Annotated in this window: 20 protein-coding genes; 6 read left to right on the forward strand and 14 right to left on the reverse strand. The window is 43.9% G+C overall.

Annotated elements, in window-relative coordinates; all coding sequences use genetic code 11:
• Nucleotides 1-49 precede the first annotated feature (49 nt).
• Nucleotides 50-2884 (reverse strand): TonB-dependent receptor, encoded by a 2835-nt coding sequence (locus tag AAC006_RS01825; protein ID WP_041452975.1) that lies wholly within the window; start codon nucleotides 2882-2884, stop codon nucleotides 50-52.
• Between the two features lie 235 nt (nucleotides 2885-3119).
• Between AAC006_RS01825 and AAC006_RS01830 the strand changes: the two genes are divergently transcribed.
• Nucleotides 3120-3359 (forward strand): hypothetical protein, encoded by a 240-nt coding sequence (locus AAC006_RS01830; protein WP_126871912.1) that lies wholly within the window; start codon nucleotides 3120-3122, stop codon nucleotides 3357-3359.
• On the opposite strand, the gene AAC006_RS01835 is transcribed toward AAC006_RS01830, so the two are convergent.
• The 4 genes from AAC006_RS01835 to AAC006_RS01850 all read right to left on the reverse strand — a co-directional run bounded on the left by AAC006_RS01835 (nucleotide 3335) and on the right by AAC006_RS01850 (nucleotide 8326).
• Nucleotides 3335-4411, reverse strand: a complete 1077-nt coding sequence (locus AAC006_RS01835) for a FecR domain-containing protein (protein WP_338454699.1) — start codon at nucleotides 4409-4411, stop codon at nucleotides 3335-3337. The genes AAC006_RS01830 and AAC006_RS01835 overlap by 25 nt on opposite strands.
• A 1-nt stretch (nucleotide 4412) precedes the next feature.
• A complete protein-coding gene (locus tag AAC006_RS01840; RefSeq protein WP_013784975.1) occupies nucleotides 4413-4973 on the reverse strand; it encodes an RNA polymerase sigma factor in 561 nt (186 codons plus the stop codon).
• Nucleotides 4974-5120: 147 nt separating this feature from the next.
• Nucleotides 5121-7682 (reverse strand): TonB-dependent receptor, encoded by a 2562-nt coding sequence (locus AAC006_RS01845; RefSeq protein ID WP_338454696.1) that lies wholly within the window; start codon nucleotides 7680-7682, stop codon nucleotides 5121-5123.
• 293 nt (nucleotides 7683-7975) lie between these two features.
• Entirely contained in the window at nucleotides 7976-8326 is a 351-nt protein-coding gene (locus AAC006_RS01850; RefSeq protein WP_013784977.1) for a Grx4 family monothiol glutaredoxin, read from the reverse strand.
• A 510-nt stretch (nucleotides 8327-8836) separates the two neighbouring features.
• Between AAC006_RS01850 and sodB the strand changes: the two genes are divergently transcribed.
• From sodB to AAC006_RS01870, 4 genes are all read left to right on the forward strand, one after another.
• Nucleotides 8837-9418, forward strand: coding sequence for a superoxide dismutase [Fe] (gene sodB / locus AAC006_RS01855; protein ID WP_338454692.1), 582 nt, complete (start codon nucleotides 8837-8839; stop codon nucleotides 9416-9418).
• 241 nt (nucleotides 9419-9659) lie between these two features.
• A complete protein-coding gene (locus AAC006_RS01860) occupies nucleotides 9660-11582 on the forward strand; it encodes a PrkA family serine protein kinase (RefSeq protein ID WP_208804336.1) in 1923 nt (640 codons plus the stop codon).
• Between the two features lie 43 nt (nucleotides 11583-11625).
• Nucleotides 11626-12912: a YeaH/YhbH family protein gene (locus AAC006_RS01865; protein ID WP_208804518.1), complete on the forward strand. Its 1287-nt coding sequence runs from the start codon at nucleotides 11626-11628 to the stop codon at nucleotides 12910-12912.
• Between the two features lie 3 nt (nucleotides 12913-12915).
• Nucleotides 12916-14430: a SpoVR family protein gene (locus tag AAC006_RS01870; protein WP_208804334.1), complete on the forward strand. Its 1515-nt coding sequence runs from the start codon at nucleotides 12916-12918 to the stop codon at nucleotides 14428-14430.
• A 98-nt stretch (nucleotides 14431-14528) separates the two neighbouring features.
• Here the strand turns inward: AAC006_RS01870 and AAC006_RS01875 are convergent, their stop codons facing one another.
• The 4 genes from AAC006_RS01875 to prmB all read right to left on the reverse strand — a co-directional run bounded on the left by AAC006_RS01875 (nucleotide 14529) and on the right by prmB (nucleotide 18539).
• Nucleotides 14529-14993 carry a hypothetical protein gene (locus AAC006_RS01875; RefSeq protein WP_126871917.1) on the reverse strand — a complete coding sequence of 155 codons (465 nt, stop codon included), beginning with the start codon at nucleotides 14991-14993 and terminating at the stop codon, nucleotides 14529-14531.
• Between the two features lie 192 nt (nucleotides 14994-15185).
• The gene (locus tag AAC006_RS01880; protein ID WP_013784983.1) at nucleotides 15186-16361 is read right to left on the reverse strand and encodes an MFS transporter; all 1176 of its coding nucleotides are present in this window, start codon (nucleotides 16359-16361) and stop codon (nucleotides 15186-15188) included.
• Between the two features lie 114 nt (nucleotides 16362-16475).
• Entirely contained in the window at nucleotides 16476-17594 is a 1119-nt protein-coding gene (gene aroC, locus AAC006_RS01885; protein WP_208804332.1) for a chorismate synthase, read from the reverse strand.
• Between the two features lie 9 nt (nucleotides 17595-17603).
• A complete protein-coding gene (gene prmB / locus AAC006_RS01890; protein ID WP_013784985.1) occupies nucleotides 17604-18539 on the reverse strand; it encodes a 50S ribosomal protein L3 N(5)-glutamine methyltransferase in 936 nt (311 codons plus the stop codon).
• A gap of 88 nt (nucleotides 18540-18627) precedes the next feature.
• Here prmB and smrB point away from each other — a divergent pair, with 88 nt between their 5' ends.
• Nucleotides 18628-19221 carry an endonuclease SmrB gene (gene smrB / locus AAC006_RS01895; protein WP_208804330.1) on the forward strand — a complete coding sequence of 198 codons (594 nt, stop codon included), beginning with the start codon at nucleotides 18628-18630 and terminating at the stop codon, nucleotides 19219-19221.
• An 84-nt stretch (nucleotides 19222-19305) separates the two neighbouring features.
• Here the strand turns inward: smrB and AAC006_RS01900 are convergent, their stop codons facing one another.
• The 5 genes from AAC006_RS01900 to AAC006_RS01920 all read right to left on the reverse strand — a co-directional run bounded on the left by AAC006_RS01900 (nucleotide 19306) and on the right by AAC006_RS01920 (nucleotide 24990).
• The gene (locus AAC006_RS01900) at nucleotides 19306-19431 is read right to left on the reverse strand and encodes a DUF3149 domain-containing protein (RefSeq protein ID WP_208804328.1); all 126 of its coding nucleotides are present in this window, start codon (nucleotides 19429-19431) and stop codon (nucleotides 19306-19308) included.
• A 275-nt stretch (nucleotides 19432-19706) separates the two neighbouring features.
• A complete protein-coding gene (locus AAC006_RS01905; protein ID WP_339890586.1) occupies nucleotides 19707-20756 on the reverse strand; it encodes a HAMP domain-containing sensor histidine kinase in 1050 nt (349 codons plus the stop codon).
• Between the two features lie 335 nt (nucleotides 20757-21091).
• Nucleotides 21092-22435 carry a sigma-54 dependent transcriptional regulator gene (locus AAC006_RS01910; protein ID WP_013784989.1) on the reverse strand — a complete coding sequence of 448 codons (1344 nt, stop codon included), beginning with the start codon at nucleotides 22433-22435 and terminating at the stop codon, nucleotides 21092-21094.
• Nucleotides 22436-22457: 22 nt separating this feature from the next.
• Complete coding sequence (locus tag AAC006_RS01915; RefSeq protein ID WP_339890588.1) at nucleotides 22458-23666, reverse strand: FtsX-like permease family protein; 1209 nt, start codon at nucleotides 23664-23666, stop codon at nucleotides 22458-22460.
• Nucleotides 23667-23676: 10 nt separating this feature from the next.
• On the reverse strand, nucleotides 23677-24990 hold the full coding sequence (locus tag AAC006_RS01920; protein ID WP_126871921.1) for an FtsX-like permease family protein: 1314 nt from the start codon (nucleotides 24988-24990) through the stop codon (nucleotides 23677-23679).

Consider the following 24990-nt stretch of genomic DNA (forward strand, 5'->3'; position numbering starts at 1 on the left):
TTCTATCCAAAATTTATCTGACCTTCTATTTCAATCAACTTTTGTGTCGTTAATCAACACTGTATTCCAATCCTAAATAATAGAATGCGCCATTAATCCCCCCTGGCGATGTTGGCGGATATAAAGCCCCTACTTCCCCACTAAACGGATTGCTATCAGGTTTTGTATCAAATAAGTTTTGCACACCTAGCGTAACTCCCCACGACGGTGAAAAAAACCATGCTACTTGCGCATCTGCCGTTAGCGTGTCGCTTCCATAAATATCCATTCCCGCAGAAGCATCTAGATGGTCTTCGTAATATTTGCCGTAGTAGTTTGCCCGCCACGTAAAATTAAAGTCACCAATGTACTGTTCGAGCGTCAAACTGCCTCTGTGTGCTGGCAAGTTATCTTCTAGCATTCTAATGCGCTGCGTTGTCAGGTTTGGCATTAAGGTTATCTCACCATCAACCATGGTGGGATACAAGGTCACCCGCTCTACTTGTGTGTCTGTCCAATTGTAAGCTAACAACAATGTCTGCTTCCAATCTTGTACCATGAAGTCGTAGTGAACCACTAAATCGACCCCTTGGGTTTGGGTATCAAAGTCATTGGTGAAAAATTTGGCGGCATTGTAGTTCGCCGCATCGTCGCGGCCGTTCGCACTAAGCACTTGGATGTCTGCCTCACTAAGCGGTATTGCTGACGTGGTACTGATCCTGTCCATTAAACGGATATTAAAATAGTCGAGGGTTGCGAAAAAGGTATCACTTACGTGCATCACCACACCTAAACTAAAGTTAACCGACTCTTCTGGAGTGAGCGGTGTTGCACCTAGCTGTTGTGATATCAAATCAGTGGGCGGCAGTGTGGCTTGGTCTTCTAGTCCATTCGCGCTATAAGCCGTGGTGACATTAATCACATTACTTTGACCAACCGTCGGCGCTTTAAAGCCAGTATTGATAGAGCCTCGAAGGGCAAATAAGTCATTAACCTTATATCGCGTACTTAGCTTGCCATCAAAGGTAGAGCCAAAATCAGTAAAGTGTTCAACGCGGGTGGCTACACCAAACTGCCATGCTTCACTTAAGAAAAACTCCAAGTCTATGTACACCGCCCAATTACTTCTGCTCCAGTGCCCTGCAGATTGAGGCTGGTAACCAGGGAATCCGTTCGAGCCAATGCTGAACCCTTGCGATGCCCCCGTTGTGGGGTCAAAAGCGAGCGAGTCAGCGGCATAAGAGGCATCATCACCGGCTTTTTGAAAGTAAGTTTCTCTGCGCCACTCTGCGCCCATAGCAATACTAATTGGCTCTTCAAATACGGATTGAATTAGCTTTGCGAAATCAAGATTAAACGTACGCTCTACTTGGCTAACTGAGCCTGGAGAAAAAGAGAGCGGAGAGTCTGGCCCAAGAGAAGGATTAACGGTGCCAGATAAACGATAAGCGATATCTGAATACCCTACACTGGCACTCAAATCCATCGCCCAGCCATTATCTAATTCCGTTTTGACGCCAGCAAATACAGAGGCATCAGTGATTGTGCCACCAAATTGTGGGGTAAACCCACCGGGAAACCACTCGTTAAAGGCAAAGCAGTTCGCACCAAGTGCGGTGGTATTATCGGCAATACGCAAATAATCGGGGTTATCCAATACATTGGTATCATCAAGGAAAATGGTGGGGCATCTAATCCCCTGCCCTATACCGTCTAAATCCCCAACCAATAAGCGACTCTCGCCCGTTTCTTCGTTCGTTTCAGAAAAGACACCTTCTCGGGTTTGTGGGTTGCGAAAGTAAAAACCGCCACTTATTTCACGATGGGCATAAGTTGCTAACGCGTAACCTTCGTAGTTAGGCGCAATGTCCCACCCCGCATTTGCCGACATTTTCATGTCTTCGTTAACATCTAACGCGCCCCATATTTGCGCAGGGCTGCTTATAAGCCTATTACCCGCATCAATGAGGCCTTGTGCATCATCACGCTGAACAGAGCGTGATGTGCCTTGTTGCTGTCGATATTCTACCGTGGCGTTCAAGAAGCCGTTTTCACCTAAACGAAAACCTTTATTAGCCTGTATCTGAAATAACTCACCATCACCTTCAGAATAGGTACCCGTTTTAAGTGCGATGCTGCCACCTGAATCACTATCATCAAGTACGAAGTTAATCACGCCGGCAATGGCATCTGAACCGTATTGTGCCGCAGCACCATCTCGTAAAACTTCAATTTGTTTTAATGCATAAGCAGGGATAACCGAAATATCCGGCCCCTGTGCGCCATCAGATAAGCCACCGCCAAGAAAAGTAATGACTGCCGAGCGATGTCTGCGTTTACCGTTGACGAGCAGTAATGTGTGATCTGACGCCATACCTCGTAAATTAGCAGGTCGCACTAAACTGGTAGCATCATTAATAGGCTGATCGTTGACGTTTAAAGAAGGCACCATGGTGCTTAGCATCGACAAGGCATCGCTGTTGCCTTGTGAACGTAACGATTCTGAGCCAATAATATCGAGTGGCACGGGCGATTCGACCACACTACGAGGAGAACTTCTGGTCCCTACTACGGCAATGCGCTCAAGCGCATTACTTGTGTCTTCTTCTTGAACACTCTCTTCACCCTCGTCTTTTCTATTTTGAGCAACTACATCACTGCGAGAACGAATACTGACTTGCCCAGCACTGTCAGTCACCACAGCAAGCTCGGTGCCATCAAGCAATTTTGATAAGGCTTCGTTAAGGGTGAAGTTGCCTTCTAAAGAATTAGTTTTAACCGTTTGCGCTAAGTCGAAAGGAAATAAGAGTGTGGTATTAGCTTGCTTTGCTAGTTCTGTTAGCGCGTCATCGGCATCTTGGGCTGGAATTGAAAACTGAAAGGCCGTTTGATTAGACTGCTTTATTGGGCTTGGCGCATTTTCTTGTTTGCTACGTTGACCAGCTTGAGACTCGGGCTCTTGCGCGAATGCGCCCTGAATAGGACCAGCACAAACGGCTAACACAAAGCAAATACTTGCCTTGCGCACACTGTTATAGCTGCGCACTACTGCACGAGAAAAATTGGCCGAACGCAAATGATGCAAGATGAGAAATCGTACTTATTATTTGTTTTATTATATTGTCACAATAGTTAAGCTTATGCCAAATAATGCATTTGCACTGGTATTTAAGGCACGCATTACCCGCGTATTATTCGTCAGTTATTTAGTGATATTTAGCGTCGAATTATTAACCTTCAACCACCAACCTTCAGCCACCAACTTTGAGTCACTCAACCTAGATTCATTGCCGTTATTCATCAACTGCGAATTATCTGCGAATGAGCCATACAGCAGCTCTACACCGGCCTTAAACTATCCTCGAGAAACCGAAAGCTGAATACTAGTATCGGATACTTTTTCGTATTCAATATTAAAGCTGTTTTTAAGTGCAGCTAGCAAGCCATCAATATCGCCCACTTTAAAGTAGCCTGCAACACGGCGGCTTTTAAGCGATTCGTCAGAAATCTGAAAGTGTACTTGCGTATATCTACCAATTTCAGCAAGCACGGCTTCTAAGCGCTCACCTTTAAACACAATCATGCCTTGCTGCCATGCTAAATCATCATCAATGTCGTTTTGCGATAAACTCTCGCGGGCATCAACATCGCCTTTTACTGTGGCTTTTTCACCCGCAAACATAAGCAGGCCTTCACCTTCAACAGGCGCTTTGGAAAATAGTGACTGATTACTACTGAATGCACTAAATCTGTCTTTAACTAATACCTTTCCATCGGTTACCACTAATTCGAAAGCGTTGTCGTCAACATACTGCATGTTAAACGCAGTACCCACTGCGGTAACCGTATTATTACCTGCGGTTACCGTGAAAGGTCGCGTGGTATCGTGCGCCACTTCAAAATGCGCTTCGCCTTTTAGCAATACAATGTTTCGCACATCGTCAGAAAAATCGACGGTAACACGCGAGTTTGTGTTTAAAAGCAGTGTAGAGCCATCTGAAAGCACGAGATTTCTTTGTTCACCAATACCGGTTTCAATTTTCTCAGACATGTGCGCCACTACATCTGGCGCTTCTAGCCAAATACGGTCAACCACAACAGCTACCGCAATAGTCATAACTAAAAACGCAGCTGCTACGCTCATGCGAGCTTGAGTGACTATACCCTCACGACGCTTATTGCGATTATGGGCTTTGGTTTCGGTTTTGTTCTGATGACGAGGAAACAAGCCACTTAACTCGTTAAGTACTGACATGTCATCCCACAAGCTTGCGGCTTCCATAAGCGCCTTGCGATGATTTGGGCTTTCGGCAAGCCACGCATCTAGCTGTTTTTTTTCGTCTTCGCTAAGTTCGCGATCGAGACGGCTTATCCACAAACAGGCTTGCTCTTGGATATCTTCTTTGCTGGAAAACTGACGAATATTGTTCATGTTAACTACGGCTTATGTCCTGAGTCGCATTACGAGATGTGCGCACGGGGGCGTCATCTTTAGATAGCTCGGCTAAATATTTCGAGCACAACATTAATCCTTTAGCGACATGCTTTTCTACCGTACTCTCGCTTAAACCAACGAGTTCTGCGATGTCTTTTTGGCGCATGCCATATACTTTTTTAAGTAAAAATACCCGCTTAACATCCGCAGACAATGTATCTGTCGCTCGACAAAAGTGGATGAAGCGCTCCTTACTTTCTACATTTTTTTCTAGGCTATAACCCACCAGTTCGTGGGGTAAAATGTCCATGTCATCAATAGGCTGATTATTTTTATTTTCGGCTCTGGCAACATGGTTTAATGCTAAGTTACGTGCTGTTTTCAGCATGTACGTGCGTTCAAAGCGAATCTCTTGATTCATCTCAGCTTCATAACTTTTTATGAATGCTTCTTGAACGATGTCTTCTATATCGTCGGCACCCACAATAGTACTCACCGCACGCATTAGCTTTGCGCGATATTTTAAGAAGGATTCGGTGACTGTCGACTTTCTGGTCATATTAAAATTTTGCAGGTGTTTCAAATTGCTTACAGTTATTTCACCATCATGCCAATTTATTGGTCTGCTTGCACGATGAAATCTTATATTTTTAGCATTTAGAGAAATAAAAGGAGGCGAACGCCTCCTTTTACCTGGTTTCCGTTTTTAGAAAGTGTAAACACCTCTCAGGTAATAGAAACCGCCATTGATACCGATGGGAGACGTAGTCGGATACAACGAACCTGCAATACCTGCATACTGCGTGTTTTCATCTGGGTACTCATCAAACGCGTTTTTCGCACCCACTGTTACGGTCAGCTCTTCTGTGAAGTTATAAGCCATTTCCAAATCAATCGTGATTTCAGACCCTACTTTATCGATAGGTAGTGCTGAATCTAGGTGATCTTCATAGATGCTACCGAAATAGTTTAGGCGAGCTAGGAAGCGCCAGTCACCATTCGTATGGTTAGCTGTTGCACTGTAGCGTACTGCCGGAAGGTTATCTTCCAACATGCGGATGCGTTCAGCTGAAATATTATCAGATGCTCTATCTACTTCGGTGGACGTCCAGTTGTACGCGAGCGAGAACTTAGTTTCGCCTTCAAACATGTCCATGCTGTAGTTAGCTACAACATCAAGACCTTCAGTAGTCGTATCGAAGTCATTAGTGAAGAAGCTAATTTCGCTGAAGCTAGATGCATCGCTAATACCTTGATCAAGCAAAATCGCAATATCTTCATCAGTAAGCGCAATACCAGAAGCGGTACTGATACGGTCAGTAAGTTCAATGTTGTAGTAATCAGCAGTAACGAACAAACCGTTATCGAAGTCTGCCACTACACCAAAGGTAATACTTTCAGATTCTTCCGGAGTAAGCTGCTCACCACCTTTAAGCTGTGACACAGGATCGGTAGGTGGAAGCGTAGCACGGTCGATAAGCTTGCCATCAGTACCAAATGCTGTGGTTACGTTACGTACGTTACTTTGTCCTAATGTAGGTGCTTTAAAGCCAGTTGAGAAAGCACCACGGAACGCGATGTTTTCAAGCGCTTGCCAGCGGAACGCCACTTTACCTTTAGTGGTATCACCAAAGTCTGAGTAATCTTCGTAACGAATAGCACCCGCTAACATAAAGGTCTCAGTGATGTACGCTTCTGCATCTACGTAGAACGCGATGTTATGACGCGATACTAAGCCTTGGCTGTTTGCCGCTAAACCAGGGAAACCATTTGAACCAATACCAAAGCCTTGTGACGCTAGAGGACCAATTTCATAAGATGCAGTATCACCGGCAAAACTCTCGTAGCTTTCATGACGGTATTGGAAACCACTTGCTACAAATAACGGCTCATACAAACCAATTTCAAAAGGCTTAGTGAAATCTACGTCAAGAGTTTGCTCTGATTGCGTATAACGACCAGGGCTAAACTCGAACGGAGTATCGGGACCAAGTGATGGGTTGATGGTGTTGCTGATAACAAAATCAACTTCGTTTTCACCTAAGTTCAAACTTACGTCATAAGTGATGTCGTTCGCTAATTCACCACGGGTTCCGAATACCAATGACATATCGGTAACCGTTCCACCGAAACGCGGTGTGAAACCACCTGGCAATATTTCGTTGAACGCAAAACAATCGGGGTTATTAGCCACTTCATTGATGTAGCGTTCGTTAGTTAATACGTTGTCGCCAGGGATGATGTCGGTAGGGCAGTTACCTGAAAGGTCGTCGGTTAAGTCACCAACCAATAGGGAACCGTCATCAGCCGCGTAAACACCGCCACGAGTGTGCGGGTTACGGTAGTAGAAACCACCTTCCACTTCACGCTCAGCGAAGTTACCGAACATATAGGCTTCTGCGGTATCACTTAGCTCTAACCCTAGGTTAGCGAAAAGTTTGTAGTCGTGTTTAATTTCAGGCGAACCCCAAATTTGTGCAGGGTCGGCAACGAAAGTATTGCCAGCAGCGACTAACGCAGCTGCATCATCACGCTGAACACTTCGAGAAGTATCATCGGCAGTACGGTATTCTGCAGAAAGGTTAATGAAACCTTTATCAGATAACGGCATACCAATATTACCAGACAGCTGAATCATGTCGCCGTCACCTTCGTAATACGAACCGTAGCGAGCTTCAAATGAGCCGCCTTCTGACGCATCGTTTAATACGAAGTTAATAACACCGGCAATGGCGTCTGAACCATACTGCGCCGCAGCGCCGTCTCGTAATACTTCAATTTGCTTTAATGCCGCTGCTGGAATAACCGAGATATCTGGGCCTTGTGCACCATCAGACAAGCCACCACCTAGGAATGTGATTACCGCAGAACGGTGACGTCGCTTACCGTTTACTAGCACAAGCGTGTGATCTGATGCCATACCACGAAGGTTAGCAGGACGAACCAGGGTAGATGCATCATTAATAGGTTGGTCGTTAACGTTAAACGACGGAACAACCGTTTGCATCATAGAGACAACATCGGTGGCACCCTGATTTTTAAACTCTTCATCAGAGATAATATCGATAGGTACCGCCGATTCAGCGACAGAACGTGGCGCTGCGCGTGAACCTACAATGGCGATTTGTTCATAATCTTCTGCGCTCGCTTCTGCTGCATCGGCCGCCTCTTGGGCGTGCACTGGCGCAATGGCCATAACAGAAAATGCCGCTGACGCAGCAAGTACGCCTCGAACGTGTTTGGTCAATAAAGACAAAGATGTATTCATAGTGGTTTCCCGGGATTTTCCCCCTGTCACCTCTACGCTTTCATGAACGTAATAAGTGCAGCGAGTGATAGTTATTTTATACCTTTAACGCTGACCATATACTTGTCAGCACCCACGTTTTATAAGATGTAAACTCTTATAAAACAAACGTTTTTGGACAAAATAATTATTTATTTTCAAACCATAGAGGATTTTGTTTTCTGGTCTGTCTATTAGTATTTACGGGAATTGAAAGTGGTGTGATTTTGCGGGGTTTTAATCAAAAAAGCCGGCTAATCGCCGGCTTTATAATCTTATTCTTCAGTCTTGTGTTTCTCTGCCGTTTCTTTAATTAACGGCTGCAATTCGTTTTGTTGAAACATTTCCATGATAATGTCACAACCACCAACTAACTCGCCGTCTACCCATAATTGCGGGAAAGTTGGCCAGTTCGCATACTTTGGTAGTTCAGCGCGAATATCTGGATTTTGCAAAATGTCTACATACGCAAACGGTTCACCACAGCCCATTAGTGCTTGTGATGCTTGTGAAGAAAAACCACAACTTGGTAGTTTAGGAGAACCCTTCATATATAAAAGAATAGGGTTTTCTTCAATTTGTTGCTTAATTCTGTCTACGGTGGATTGAGTTTCAGTGTTATCCATCAGGTCCTCTCAGCGGAAAAGTTATTCCCTATAAGTGGGAATGAGCGTGTAGAATTCAAGGGTAATATTATCATAGTTTCTTTCATGGGTTTATACTCACCGCATCTGAAAGGGATATTTATATAACCCGTGGTGCCCACGACAATTGTGGATAGCAGTAGTCTTATATAGCGTAGTCGCATTGGTAAGATGAAAGTGATCTTATATGTAATGCTGATATTACTTACTATCAGTACTCTCGTTTCTATCGTTTGCAAAGTAGCTGCTACGCAGCATAACCTAGCATTCACGATATGGGGATTTGAAAGGCAATTATTATAACTAGACAAGAATTTAGAATTTTCATAAATTTGTCATTGAGTTATACAAATTTGCCCCTACATCTACAGCATGCTTTTGCTATTATAAAATAAGCATCTTAGATAAAGTATTTATACAGGCTCGTTGAACAGGCATTGCGAGCTTAAATTAACGTTGTTTAAAAAACATTAAACCAACATGGAGACCGATATGGCTTTTGAATTACCAGCATTACCATACGAAAAAAATGCACTTGAACCGCATATTTCTTCCGAAACGCTGGACTATCACTATGGCAAGCATCACGCTACTTACGTGACTAAACTAAATGGTTTAGTTGAAGGTACTGATTTGGAAAGCAAAAGCCTAGAAGAGATCATTAAGTCTTCTGAAGGTGGCGTTTTCAACAATGCAGCCCAAGTATGGAACCACACGTTCTACTGGAACTGCCTAAGCCCAAATGGCGGCGGCGAACCAACTGGCGCACTAGCTGACGCAATCAATGCAAAATGGGGCTCATTCGCTGACTTCCAAGCTGCATTTAATGATAAAGCAGTAAACAACTTTGGCTCTAGCTGGACATGGTTGGTAAAAACGTCTGACGGTTCATTAGACATCGTAAATACAAGCAACGCAGAAACACCTATTTCTGGTGATGAGCTTACGCCTGTACTAACGGTTGACCTTTGGGAACACGCTTATTATATCGATTACCGTAACGTGCGCCCTAAGTACCTAGAAAACTTCTGGGCACTTGCTAACTGGGAATTTGCTAGCGCGAACTTCGCGTAATCATTTTCAGACAAATTCAAAAACCCGCTTAGGCGGGTTTTTTTATGCCCATTATTTAATAATATACAGACTTTTAAGTAATACTAATGGGGGTATTTGACTCAATTTTAACGAAAAAATTCCATTTTTCGTTAGATCAAACATTTCACGTCTATACAAAAGTTTACTATGATTTTTGTTTCCTATTTCTAAATACCGACTAAGCTGAAATTACGGGCAACCGTTTTTTTAAGAGGTATTCATGGGTATTTTCGAACATTACCAAAACCGATACGAAGAACGAAAGCAGGAAGAGTTTACCATTGAGGAGTTCCTTGAGATTTGCAAGGACGACACAGCAGCTTATGCAAATGCTGCTGAGCGATTGCTCAGTGCCATTGGCGAGCCTCAAATGATAGACACCGCGACGGACCCCGCACTGAGTCGCATATTTTCAAACCGCGTGATTTCTCGCTACCCCGCGTTTAATGAATTTTATGGTATGGAAGAAGCTATTGAGCAAATAGTCTCTTACCTAAAACATGCCGCACAGGGGTTAGAAGAAAAGAAACAAATTCTTTATTTATTGGGGCCTGTAGGTGGCGGTAAATCGTCGTTAGCTGAACGTTTAAAAGAACTGATGCAACACGTTCCTATTTACATCATTAAAGGTTCGCCGGTTAACGACCATCCGTTTTGCTTATTTGATGCAAAAGAAGACGGCCATCTACTTGAGCAAGAGTATGGTATTCCGAAGCGCTACTTAAAAACCATTATGTCACCATGGGCACGAAAACGTCTGCATGAATATAATGGTGACATTACTCAATTTAAAGTTGTGCGTGTCTACCCTTCTGTGCTTGATCAGGTGGGTATTGCGAAAACTGAACCTGGCGATGAGAACAATCAAGATATTTCAGCCTTGGTAGGTAAGGTAGATATTCGTCGCTTAGAACAATACGCACAGAACGACCCAGATGCTTATAGCTATTCAGGCTCACTGTGTAAAGCGAACCAGGGATTGATGGAATTCGTAGAAATGTTTAAGGCGCCAATTAAAGTGCTACATCCACTACTTACTGCCACCCAAGAAGGTAACTATAATCCTACGGAAGGCTTTTCAGCGTTGCCTTTCGATGGCCTGATCTTAGCCCACTCAAATGAGTCAGAATGGCAAACCTTCAGAAATAATAAGAATAACGAAGCCTTTTTAGACCGCGTTTACATTGTTAAAGTGCCCTACTGTTTGCGAGTAAGTGAAGAGATTCATATCTACCGTAAACTGCTAGATAGCAGTGAACTAAAAGGGGCACCGTGCGCACCAGATACCTTGGAATGCTTAGCGCAGTTCACTGTGCTATCTCGATTAAAAGAACCTGAAAACTCGAGTTTGTTCTCAAAAATGCGGGTTTATGATGGGGAAAGCTTGAAAGACACCGATCCTAAAGCGAAGTCATACCAAGAATACCGCGACTATGCAGGCGTAGATGAAGGCATGGAAGGGTTGTCCACTCGCTTTGCCTTTAAAATACTATCCCGTGTGTTTAACTTCGATCATCAAGAAGTGGCTGCCAACCCTGTGCATTTGTTTTATGTGCTTGAAAGGCAGATTGAACGTGAACAATTTCCACCTGATTTAAGTGAGCAATATTTAGAGTTCTTAAAAGGCTATCTGATACCAAAATATGTTGAATTTATTGGTAAAGAAATTCAGACCGCGTATTTAGAATCTTACTCAGAATACGGGCAGAATCTTTTCGACCGCTATGTCACCTATGCAGACTTTTGGATCCAAGATCAGGAGTATCGTGACCCTGAAACCGGTCAACTTTTTGACCGCGCGTCGCTAAATGCTGAACTTGAGAAAACTGAAAAACCTGCGGGAATTAGCAATCCTAAAGACTTCCGTAATGAGATAGTGAATTTCGTACTTCGTGCACGAGCCAACAATGGTGGTAAAAACCCATCGTGGACGAGTTATGAAAAATTACGCACTGTGATTGAAAAGAAAATGTTTTCCAACACGGAAGATTTGCTGCCAGTTATTTCGTTTAATACAAAAGGGTCAGCCGACGAACAGAAAAAGCATGACGACTTTGTAAATCGAATGACGGAAAAAGGCTATACACAAAAGCAAGTCAGACTATTGTGTGAGTGGTATTTACGAGTTCGTAAAGCCTCATAATGGGCTATTTACTCGTGGTTCACCCTATGACAAGCAGGTGGTTATGGCGCATTTCATCGACCGAAGACTTAATAGTAAAGGCAAAAGCACGGTAAACAGACAGCGCTTTATTAAACGCTACAAACAACAGATAAAGCGTGCTGTTACCGATGCAGTCGGCAAACGTTCTGTTACCGACCTAGACTCGGGCGAGCAGGTAAGCATTCCTACTCGCGATATTTCTGAACCTGTATTTCATACCGGAAAAGGGGGCAAGCGAGATATTGTCCACCCCGGTAATGACCAATTCATTGCAGGCGATAAAATTGACCGCCCACCAGGTGGCGCGGGTCAAGGTTCTGGTGAAGGGGAAGCGGGTAATAGCGGCGACGGAGAAGATGAATTCGTTTTCTCCATCTCGAAAGACGAATATTTAGATATCTTGTTCGACGACTTGGCGCTGCCTAATTTAAAGAAAAATCAGTTTGATAAAGTGATTCAACATGAAACCTATCGTGCTGGGTATCAAACTGACGGTGTGCCGAGTAACTTAGACATTGTTCGTTCTCTTAAAGGATCGGTGGCAAGACGAATTGCGTTAACCGGTTCTACCCGAAAGCGTATCAGAGAGTTAGAAGAACAGTTAGCCATACTGATGACTGCGCCTACTAACAATGCACTAGCCATTGAAGAAATTGAAAAAGAACTCGCACTACTTAAAGCCAAAGTGGCTAAAGTCCCTTTTATCGACACCTTCGATTTACGTTTTAAAAACTACGACAAGCGCCCTATTCCTACCAGCAAAGCGGTGATGTTTTGCTTAATGGATGTTTCAGGCTCTATGGATCAAGCGACCAAAGATGTAGCAAAACGCTTTTATATTCTACTGTATTTGTTTTTAACCCGTACCTACGAGAATGTAGAGGTGGTGTATATCAGGCATCATACTCAAGCGAAAGAAGTCGACGAACAGGAGTTTTTTTACTCTCAAGAAACCGGCGGTACGATAGTCTCAAGCGCACTAAAGCTCATGGATGAAATCGTGCGAGAACGGTTTAGCGATGGCAATTGGAATATCTACGCGGCCCAAGCATCCGATGGCGATAACTGGGCCGATGATTCGCCTTTATGTAGCTCACTTTTAGTTAATAACCTATTACCCGCCACCCGCTATTTTGCCTATATTGAAATAACCGAACGCCAACACCAAACCCTTTGGCGAGAATACGAAAGGGTCAGTCAATCTTCCGACAATATAGTATGTAAACACATTCAAACGCCGGATGATATTTACCCTGTATTCAGAGAAATATTTAAGCGTACTGAGCAGTTTAGTGCGCAAGGAGGTTAGCCCATGTCTTTAAGTGCAGCGCGTCAAAAACATAAATTAGATGACGGCCCAGATTGGACGTTTTCATTACTCACCGAGTATGAAACAGAAATAGACCGTATTGCTAAAGATTTTAAGCTAGACACCTACCCTAACCAAATTGAAGTTATTACCGCTGAACAAATGATGGATGCGTACGCCAGCATAGGTATGCCACTAAACTATACGCATTGGTCGTTTGGTAAAAAGTTTATTCAAACCGAACAACAGTACCGCAGGGGCCAAATGGGCTTGGCCTATGAAATTGTGATTAATTCTGACCCTTGCATAGCGTACTTAATGGAAGAAAATACCATTACTATGCAAGCGTTGGTAATGGCGCATGCCTGCTATGGCCACAACTCTTTCTTTAAAGGTAACTACCTTTTTCAAACTTGGACAGATGCCAGTTCCATTATCGACTATTTGGTATTTGCCAAGAAGTACATTGCTAAATGTGAGCAAAAACATGGTGTAGAAGAAGTTGAGAACATTCTTGATTCTTGTCACGCGTTAATGAATTACGGTGTGGACCGATATAAAAGACCACAAAAAATATCGCTTCAGGAAGAGAAAACCCGTCAAGAAGAACGTGCTCAGTATTTGCAGTCACAGGTTAATGAGCTGTGGCGAACCTTGCCGGACAACCCTAAAAGTAAAGATACAAACACCCTACGTTTTCCTTCCGAGCCACAAGAGAACTTACTGTATTTCATTGAAAAGAATGCGCCACTGTTAGAACCCTGGCAACGCGAAATTGTGCGCATTGTGCGCAAGGTATCTCAGTACTTCTACCCACAAAAACAAACTCAAGTAATGAATGAAGGCTGGGCCTGTTTTTGGCATTACCACATTCTAAATAAAATGTACGACGAGGGATTAGTCAGCGACCGCTTTATGATGGAGTTTTTGCACAGTCATTCCAGCGTAGTCATGCAGCCCGATTACAACAGCCCATACTATTCTGGTATCAACCCTTATGCATTAGGGTTCTCGATGTTCATGGATATCAAACGGGTGTGCCAGTCTCCCACCAAAGAAGATTATGAATACTTGCCAACTATCGCTGGTAAAGATTGGCTTGAAACCGTGCATTTCGCCATGCACAACTTTAAAGATGAAAGCTTTATTAGTCAGTTTTTGTCACCCAAGCTAATGCGAGATTTCAAATTATTTGCCTTAGAGGACGACGCGAGTAATTCCTATGTAAGCGTCAGTGCTATTCACGATGAGAACGGCTATCGGACCATTAGAGAAAAGCTCTCCGCCCAATATAATTTGAGTAATTTGGAGCCTAATATTCAGGTATATAACGTTGATGTAAGAGGCGATCGGTCTTTAACCCTTCGCTACGTTCCTCAACATGGTATTCCCTTAGGAAACTCCAAAGGTGAGGTTATGCGTCATCTTCATAGATTGTGGAAGTTTGATGTAAGACTTGAGCAAGAAAACAGTGCCGGGCTTCCTACCCTACTGGCCGAGTGTCGAACCAGTAAATGATTGTACCTTTCACCTTCTGATATGCGGGGCAATCACTCATATGCACATTCTTAGTTGCACACAGGAGCCTGACTTACTGCTGCAAAGGCAGGGGTATGTCAGGCATTCAGTGTTTTAATTGTTTGATTTGGCTTAGGGTCATCAAGAAAACCATTTTCAGAGGCGTAGAGAAACGCGTCATCGATACTCAGCACGTGAAAGCTGACGTAATCTTTGGCTCGTTCGGGTAGCATTTTAGCCAGTTGGTATCGTTTGACGGGGTTAGTTTGGTATACATAAAACGTTGCTTTAACACCCTTTTCGTAACACCATATTCCGTATTCGGTAAACTTGTCCATGGCATCAAATGTGGTCAAATCCCACTTATCCAATAACACGATATGCAGCCAACGCTTATTAAATTTTGACGATACTTCCTGCTTAACATCAGCAATATAGCTATTTGATATTTCAGTAGACCATTGACCGACTAATTCACTAATAAGTGTAGAGCCCACAATCTCAATGCTATAAGCGGCATGGGGAAACTTTTTATAACACACCATATCAGAGCGTGTATTCATGCTAACACTCCTCTTTAATACAAGAAGAATGCTGACAATAAAGCCTATATCTATGGCGCAGAGTATCGCTCCATGATGCCATCGATTCTTCCTACCTTTTTCGTGTTGCGTCTCTCACAGTATAGTCAGTTATTGTAAGTAGGCTAATTTTTGGCAGCGCTTTTGAACAATAGTCTTTGATAAGAATAACTTCTACATAAGGTGCTTACGCTTACAGAAAAACAAGGAAGCCGCCCCTATCGCCGAGAACACCGCTGCGGTGGCAAAGGTTTCGTACGCGTTGGCTCCTTGGTCCCATTGCTGCCCTGCCATATAGTTACCGAACGCACCACCGAACCCAAATGCCACACTAATATAAATGGCTTGACCTCGGCTGTGAAATGCAGGTGGTAAAAATTGATGAATGAAGTGCACAGACACCGCATGGGTTAACCCGAAACTGAGTGCATGAATAACTTGGCTGAGTAATATCACCGCCATGCTATCGGCAGCAGATGCTAATGCGTACCAACGCAGTGCGGTTAATAACAAGCTGGCGAATAACAGATTCCACACGCCAAAACGTGCAGTTAAACGGCTAGCAATAAGAAAAATACCCACTTCAACCAGTACGCCCAGGGCGATAAATAAACCAGTTTGCTGACCGCTGTAGCCAAGGTCGCGCATATACAACGCGAAAAAGCCGTAATAGGCTCCGAAGCTAATTTGTAAGCATATAGAAGCAAAGATGAAAACTACAAACGGGCGCTGTTTGGCGTACTGCCAAATACTGCCTACGGCCGTGTGTTTCTCGGCACTGGCTTTAGGCGCTTGAATGAATAACGTGGTCACGAACAACAGCAATAACACGCCCACACTCGCTATTACTGGCGTTTCAGTAGAAAAGCTATCTAAGGCTTTACCTACACCTACCGTTAAGCATATAAAGCCAATGCTTCCCCACAACCTTATAAGCCCGTAGCTGGCTTTAGTGCCTTCTACTGACTTCATGGTGATAACCTCTAATTGAGGTAGTACCGCGGTCCAAAACATCATCATTAAGCCGAAAGAAAGGGTAAGCCCCCAAAATCCTTCGAACAAGAATACGGAACAGAAAGTTGCCACGGTAAGAAAACTACCCAGCCTTAACACACTCACCGCGTTGCCTTTTTTATCAGCAATGCCCGCCCATATTCCTGGCCCTAAGATACGTGCAAGGGTTATCACTGCAAAAAGCTCCCCTATTTCAGCAGAGCTAAAACCACGACCATCGAGAAATATTCCCAAGTAAGGGACCAAAACACCTAACTGACCAAAGTACAGCCAATAGGTTAACGCGAGAACAATGAGTGATTTATGGTTAGCAAAAGGCAATTTAGCGAATGGCACTGCACAACTCCGTATGCGATAGCGCCACAGGTAACGTTACCTGTGGCGTATGAAGGGGATAAGCTGGATGGTATATTATACTGACGCGCTGTTTTCTTATCGCTTAGTTAGCGCTTATTCAGCTTTACCTGCCTGACCTGCCTGACCTGCAATAGCTACGGTAGTCGATACCACAGAAGCGTTTTGCGCACGGTGACGCAAGTAGTGATCCATCAATACAATCGCCATCATCGCTTCAGCAATAGGCACCGCACGAATACCGACACAAGGGTCGTGACGACCTTTGGTGATGATTTCGATTTCTTCACCCTGCTTGTTGATGGTTTTACCTGGCACTGAAATACTAGATGTTGGTTTAAGTGCCATATGTACTTCAAGATCTTGTCCTGTTGAAATACCGCCTAATACGCCACCCGCATGGTTTGATTGGAAACCTTCAGGTGAAAGCGTATCACGGTGCTCACTGCCTTTTTGGTTAATAACCTCAAAACCGTCGCCAATCTCTACGCCTTTAACCGCATTAATGCTCATCATAGCGTGCGCAATATCGGCATCTAATCTATCGAATACTGGCTCGCCCAAACCCACTGGTACGTTTTTTACCACGACTGAAACTTTAGCACCGATGCTATCGCCAGATTTCTTTAGCTCGCGCATGTATTCATCTAGCGCTTCGAGTTTGCTTTCATCAGGGCAGAAAAAAGGATTGGTATTCGTCACCGCATGGTCAACGTTTTCAACGCTAATAGGCCCTAATTGAGAAAGGTAGCCATGTACTTCAACGCCATGCACTTCTTTTAAATACTTTTTGGCAATACCACCCGCAGCAACACGTACCGCAGTTTCACGGGCAGACGAGCGACCACCACCACGATAATCACGTGAACCATACTTTTGATCGTAGGTATAATCGGCATGGCCTGGGCGAAAACGGTCGGCAATATTTGAGTAGTCTTGGCTTCGTTGATCTTTGTTTTTAATCAACAAACCAATACTGGTACCCGTCGTTTTTCCTTCAAACACGCCAGACAAAATTTGCACTTCATCATCTTCACGACGGGCGGTGGTATAACGGGATGTACCAGGCTTACGTCTGTCTAAATCGCCCTGTAAATCAGCTTCACTTAACGTGAGGCCAGGAGGGCAACCATCAACAACACCGCCAATGGCGATACCGTGGCTTTCTCCAAATGTGGTAACGGTGAAGAGTTTTCCAAAGCTGTTGCCTGACATAATCGAGAATTAATCCTTGCTGTTAAAATAGTTTTTTAATGTTGAGCTGTTCACGGCAAATATCCCCTGCCCGCCATTTTCAAAGCTAAGCCAAATGACTTCAAGGCCTGGGAAACGAGTGTCCATGTGCACTTCGCTGTTACCCACTTCAATGAACAACCAGCCGTTATCGGTTAGGTATTGTGGTGCTTCACGCAGCATAATATCCACAAGTTCTAACCCGTCGTCTCCGGCTGCTAATGCAAGCTCGGGCTCGTGATGATATTCATCAGGTAAGTCGGCCATGTCTTCAGCATCAACATAAGGTGGGTTTGATACGATTAAATCGTACTTCTGCCCGGTTAAATTAGTAAATAAATCAGAATGAATAGGGTAAACACGGTGACTTAATTGATGCTCTTGAATATTAATATCGGCCACTTCAAGGGCATCTTCGCTTATATCTACCGCATCAACCTGTGAGTCGGGGTACGCATGCGCAAGCGCAATAGCAATACAACCACCCCCTGTGCACATATCTAAAATATGCGACGGTGCTTCTTTAACGAAGGGCTCAAAATTATTTTGAATCAGTTCTGCAAACGGAGATCGAGGGATAAGCACGCGCTCATCAACGTAAAATGGCATGCCGCAAAACCAAGCTTCGTTGGTAATGTAAGGCAGAGGCATACGGGTTTGAACTCGTTTTAAAACAAGCTCAGCAATTTTTTCGCGCTCACTTTTTGTGAGTCTTGATGACAACATGCTGTCGCCAACATGCTCAGATAACGAATGCGGCAAGTGTAGCGCTTGCATGGTAAGGCTTAATGCTTCATCCCAAGCGTTATCGGTACCATGACCAAAATAGAGGGCGGCGTCGTTAAATCGACTGGTAGCCCACCGAATCATATCAAGTATGCTGTGTAAATCTTCGATGGCTTCTTCTAAGTAAAACTTGTCGGTCATAAGAGCTTGGGTACATCAGGAATATGAAAGCTGGTATCATACCCAAAGATAACGCCTGCGCCCACGTTAATTTGCATATCGGTTCATAATGAAAGCATTTAAAAAAGAACTAAAAGCCATGAAAAAAGGCATTGAGAAGCCAAAAGTGATTGAAGATACCTTCTCATTTGCTGATGCTGTGCAAGGTGTAAAGCCCATGGAGCAGGACAAGATTGTTCCGAATAAGAAAGTCGCCCTTGAAAAGAAAAAGCAATTAGCAGGGGTTAAAGACCTAAAAGGCAGTAAGCAGGTAGCGGCGAGTTTTAGTTTTTCCGATATGTACCAAGCCGTACTTCCGCAAGAAGGCCCCATGCGGTATTGCCGAGAAGGCGTGCCAACGCATGTACTAAAACAGCTTAGACGAGGAGACTATTCCCCTGAGTTTCTGCTGGATTTGCACGGTATGACCCGAGAAATGGCAAAAACAGAAATAGCCTCATTAATTTATACCGCCCGAAAAGAGTCGGTAGATTGTGTTTCTATTATGCACGGGTTTGGACAGGGCGTTTTAAAAAATGCACTCCCCCACTACTTAATACAGCATCCACACGTGAATGCTTTCCATCAAGCGCCACTTGAATACGGCGGACAAGCGGCATTGCTTGTGTTGCTAGATGTGCCCACGCCAGAATATAAGCGATAGTGAACGTAGTTATCGTTACTGAGTTCTTGACCTATCATTTACCTAATTCATGTCAAACGCCGCGACATACAGGCAAAACAATTTTTACTTATCAAGTTCTGCGCTGTTGTGCATAAATAGGTAGGTATAAAACACGCCCATTCCAATAATAATACCAATACCTAAAAGCGAGCCCCATACAACGGGATCTGAAATCATACTTAGTAACATAGTGTTTCTCCTCACAGGGTTAATAAGGTAATGATAGCGATTTCTTGGCGAAGGTTTGTGATCTGGATCAAGTCTGAAATACGGTAAATAGAAGGGATGTAGAGAAGTTGATCGAGATCAATGTATAAAAAAATTAAAAATAATCTAGAATGCCATTGCAAATCATTCTCATTTGCAATACATTGTACATGCCTGTTCGACGTAGGTTAAAAACGGTCTTGGCTTAGCGTCGTAAGGGGAACAGACGCCCGTCTGTTCCCCTATTTTTTTGCCTGCTACTTTGTGGTTTTATCAATAATAAAACGCACACATAACCCCTTATTTTTTCGGTTTTGAATTACTAAGTGGCCATTATGCGCATCCGTTATTTCTCGGCATAGCGCTAACCCTAATCCACTCCCATTAGCTTTAGTGGAATAAAAAGGAACCAGCGCATTCGTCATCACGCTATCCGTCATGCCTTTTCCGCTATCGAGTACTTCAATAATAACTTGAGAAGCCGTTTGTTTAATGACGAGCTCCACATCCTGTGGGTCGCCTCCCGACTCATGGGCATTTTTAAGTAAGTTAATTAATAGCTGCTCTAATTGGACTGCATCGGCTTTCACCTCAACAGCCTCTTGCATGGTTAACTTAAAGTCACATTGATTGCTGAGTTGCGCCGTTATTTTATCCCAATCAATTGTTGCTAAAACTGGTGGAGGCAATTTTGCAAATCTTCCATACCCTTGAACAAATTGGTTTAAGTGGGCGATACGTTCTTCAATAGTATGGAACACACGCACCAGACGGGCATCACCATTTTGTTGGCCTACAATTTGGCCGCTATGTAATAGGCTAGAAATAGGCCCCAAGGAATTATTGAGCTCGTGACTAATTACTCTTATTACCTTTTTCCACACCGATACTTCTTGTCGGTTAAGCTCTCGCGTCATTTGCTTAAGAATATACAGTCGGTGAGTTTGATTATTTAATAAAAACGTTCCTGTAGACATATGCCATGTTTGAATGCCGCTAGCCCCCTGAGGCAAAGTAAATAGCCCTTCTCGATTTTCTAGCAAAACATCTTTTAGCGTGTCTGGTTTATTGTTAAGTAAAGTACCGAGGGTGTAACCTTCTAAGCTCCTGGTACCCGAACTGCTAGCAGCCAACTTACTGGCGCCCAACTTATTCGTACCAGCGCCATTTTCCTCAGAGCCTGTATCCTCCACCCTAGTTGTTGGATGGAAGAACTCGCAGGCTTGGCGGTTACTTAGCACCACATGCATCTGATCGTTCACTAACAATAAAACGTCAGGTGAACTATGCAGCACTTTATCTAGCATTAGCTCTCGTTGATACAACCACTGCTTTTCTCGGCGAAGGGTTTCTGCGGTATCGTTATAAAGCTGGAATAAGGTTTTAAACTCGTCGTTTGATTTACAAGACAGTGTTGACGAAAACTAACCGTCTTTAAAATTGAGCAAACCTATTTTAAGCGCCTCTAATTGTTTGTTTATTGGCGCCGTACAAACTTTCACAGCAAGTGTACATAAGCATAAAGACACAAGGACAAGCAAAGCTTTTTGAACAACCGACAGGTCGCTTACATACAACATAGGCGCCATGCCTATTGCTGTGGCACAAAGCGCCGCGACCCGAAGCTTATTTTTAATTAACCTCACGATTTATAATCAATTCCATATTTATCTAGCCGGCGGTAAAGCGCTTGTCTGGATAACCCTAAGTACCTTGCCACTTTAGATATAGTGCCGTTAAATTCTGTAAGCGCCGCCTCAATCTCTGATTTGCTCGGCTCTTTTCCCCCTTTTCGCTCTGTATTCACCTCACCGCTAATAGAGGGTAAACCGAAGTCATCAGCATCCAGCGTACCATCTGGATGTAATATACTGACTCGTCGACATACATTTTCAAGCTCACGCACATTTCCTGGCCACGCATAGGCTTGTAGCGCCTGCTGCCCAGTGAGGCTAATATCTCGACCTGGTAAAAAATGCTTTGCTAAGGCCAACACATCATCTCCTCGCTCATTAAGGGGCGGCACATTAATTTCGATGACATTGAGGCGATAAAACAAATCCTCGCGAAATGCGCCGTTTGCGATGTCGCGAGTTAAATCAGAATTGGTGGCCGATATTATCCTTACGTCTGTTTTTTGTGTTTTCACCGACCCTAGCTTTTCAAATTCACCCGTTTGCAATACGCGCAATAATTTGACCTGGCCTGACAGCGGCAAATTGCCGATTTCATCTAAAAACAAGGTTCCTTGGTGGGCGGCTTCAAAACGGCCAATTCGCGTTTTGTTAGCGCTGGTAAACGCGCCGGTTTCTGCGCCAAAGAGCTCTGCTTCAATAAGCTCTTGAGGAAGGGCGCCCGCGTTTACCTTCACAAATGCTGACTGATTAAGGGGTGATTGAGATTGAATGAGTTCTGCAATCTTTTCCTTTCCGCTTCCATTAGGCCCAGTGATGAGTACCGGTACATCAGATTTAGCCACCTGCACCGACATATCTACTACCCGCTGCATGGCTGCGCTTTCGTACACCAACCCAATACTTACGGCTGCTTGGCGGGTATTGTCAAAATTTGCCGCTTGTTGCTTCAACACTCTATTTTGGCTGGCGGCTTGCCCTAGCGCCACGAGGTTTTTAATGGTGGTAATAAGCTTACTATCATCCCACGGCTTTGGAATGTAGTCAGCTGCGCCTGCTTTTACCAACTCTACCGCTTGTTCTAGCTCTGTCCACGCCGTGATGAGAATAATGGGTAATAGCGGATTTAACTGACGCAGCGCGAAGAAGAGCTCGCGCCCTTCCTCGCCTGAGGTTGTGTCTGCACTGAAGTTCATATCTTGCAACACTAGCCCGATAGCTTGGTAATTGACTATCTGCAGCGCCGCTTTTGGCGTTGTGGCTGTCACCACTTCGTAACCATGAATTTCTAGCAATAGTGATAACGCCTCTAATACAGCGGCGTTGTCATCAACAATTAAGACTTTGGTCATGTCTACACTTCTTAAATACGACTTATATACTGCGAGTAGCAATACTGGGTGAAATATTAGCGGCTCGCATGGCGGGAACAATAACGGCCAGTAGGCTCATTACAAAAATGAACACGGCAGTACCCACAATGAACTCGGGTTCTAATGATGAAATAGAGTAGGATTTCATCATTACATCACCTAAAACCACTGCCGCTAATCCCCCTATCACTAAACCCGCTATACAGACCATGGTATTTTCGACTAAAAAATACCTTACGATAGCAGACTTTCTTGCCCCTAGCGCTCGGCGGGTACCAATTTGTTTTGTGCGTTTGCTAATGTTGAATTGCGTAAGCCCAAATATGCCAAGTGCAGTCACCAGTAGAAGAATAACAACAAGTACAATCAACATACGCATCATGAGCACATCGGTGGCGTCATAGTTTTCTTTGGTTTTATCTAACCCGTCCACATTAATAATGACCCGCTTATCGTAAACGTCCAACATATTCTGTTCAATGTTCGCCATGATGTTAGCTCGTTCAGTTTTATCTGTACGAACTAGGATATGTTGATAATTTTGGACATCCATAAACGGCACAATAGCCGTGGTTTTATCTCGCATACCATTAGGCCAAGGGCTTTTCATTGTTCCCACTATTCCGATAATTTCAAGGGGTCTATTTTTAAGATAAACCGTTTCTCCCAGCGCCCCACCATCGGAAAATAATGCTTCGGCAAAGGCTTGAGAGACAATAATTGTGTTGGGGCCGTTACCGGTGAAGTCATTACCAACAATAACCTCTTCTGGCCTAAAGTTTCGCCCTTTTAAAAGTTTTATACCGAAGGTATTTAAACCATGTTCGTCCATATAATAATAAGGCACGCTGATGGATTTAGATTTCTCTGGAGATGGCTTCAACCTCACTGATGATGTAGAACCACCGCCTGACAAAGGCACTGCTTGAACTAAACTTGCGTCAATTACGCCAGGGAGGCTTCGAATCATTGTTTCATCGAGTTCTGCTTGTTGGCTGAGGGAGCGGTCTGTCCCGAATGTCATAACCGACAAGCTAAAAATTTCCTTTTCTGGGAACCCTGTATCTTCGCGAAGATACGAAACATGATCATTAATCATAAATGCAGCATTGCTAACAATCGCCATGGTAAGCGCTATTTGAAGTAACAGAAGCACGGCGCCAATTTTGGAACGGCGTATTGCATTGAAGATAGGTTTAATGTCTAACATAGCCTGCTCCTTATTGGCTTTTTAAGTAGATAGCGGGTTGTGTTCTGCACACCAACCAAGCTGGGTACAATCCAGCCAAGAAACTGGCCACAAGGGCGATAATTGGCGCAGCGAGTAACATTGAGACATCCATAGTTGCTAGGGCATCATAATAGCTGTTGGTCACCCGAATTCCCCATAACCCAATTTGCGCAATCACAATTCCTAACAAGCCACCGGCTAGCCCAATCACCGACACTTCGACAATATGCTGGGCAAATATATGACGTTTACTGGCACCGAGTGCCCTCCGGACACCCACCTCTGGCGCCCGCTTTAAAAACTTCGCCAGCAGCAACCCTAAAATGTTGGACACACACACTAATAGAAACATAAAACTCAACCCCACCAGAATACGATTGTCTTCAGATACCACTGAGTTGTACTCCAGCCATTCCGTCACGTTTCGAAGCTTGTATTCCAACGTTTCTCGGTTGAAGCGGCCTTTTTCTCTTTGATCTTCCATGTAAGTCATAAGAAAATTGGCGAATTGTTGCTTCTCTGCTTCCGTATTCAACTGTACCCAAAATTGAATCCACACATGTTCTGAATGCATTAAATCTTGATAGTTCTTAATTCCCTCATGCTTCCACCCGTTTAAGTTTCCCCAGGTGGTAATTTCTTCCAGCGCGCCAATAGCGAAAGGAATATAGAGCTGTTCAGAGGAGTTAAACGCACCGTTGTTCACGTCATAATACTTCACATGGTGGTCCCAATTGGCTGAGACACCCACAATTCGGTAACTGTTATTATCAAGGTAAATATGTTGGCCAACCGAGTCTTTACCTGCAAATAAACGGTTATTAATTTTTTCTGATATCACCACTACATATTCATGGGTGTCTTGTGAGTGTAAAGACCAAGGTGCGCCATAAATAAAAGGTCGGTCGAAGATAGAAAAGAACTCTCTATTCACCATTCGCGCGGGCTCCATGGTAGGTTTAACGTCGGGCGAATTTAGGTGTACAGAGAAGCCACTTCTAAAACTAGGTGACTTGGGGACTGAAATGTCTGCGTTGTACAGATTAACGGCATCTTGATAAGTAAGTTGATACGGCAGGTTGTCAGATGAATGCCACTCACGACCATCGTCCATAATATTTAGCTGAGGATAATAAATCGCGCTGCTTTTGTGGGGAATGGGGTCCATCGACATCATGTGATAAACTGACAGACTGGTCATAGTAAGCCCTATACCAATGGCAATGGCAAACACCATTAAAAAGCTAATGACGGGCGTGCGTTTTATGCTTCGCCAACTTAAATCAATATAGTGGAGAAACAT

This window comes from uncultured Alteromonas sp., assembly GCF_963976965.1.
Taxonomy (GTDB): Bacteria; Pseudomonadota; Gammaproteobacteria; order Enterobacterales; family Alteromonadaceae; genus Alteromonas; species Alteromonas naphthalenivorans.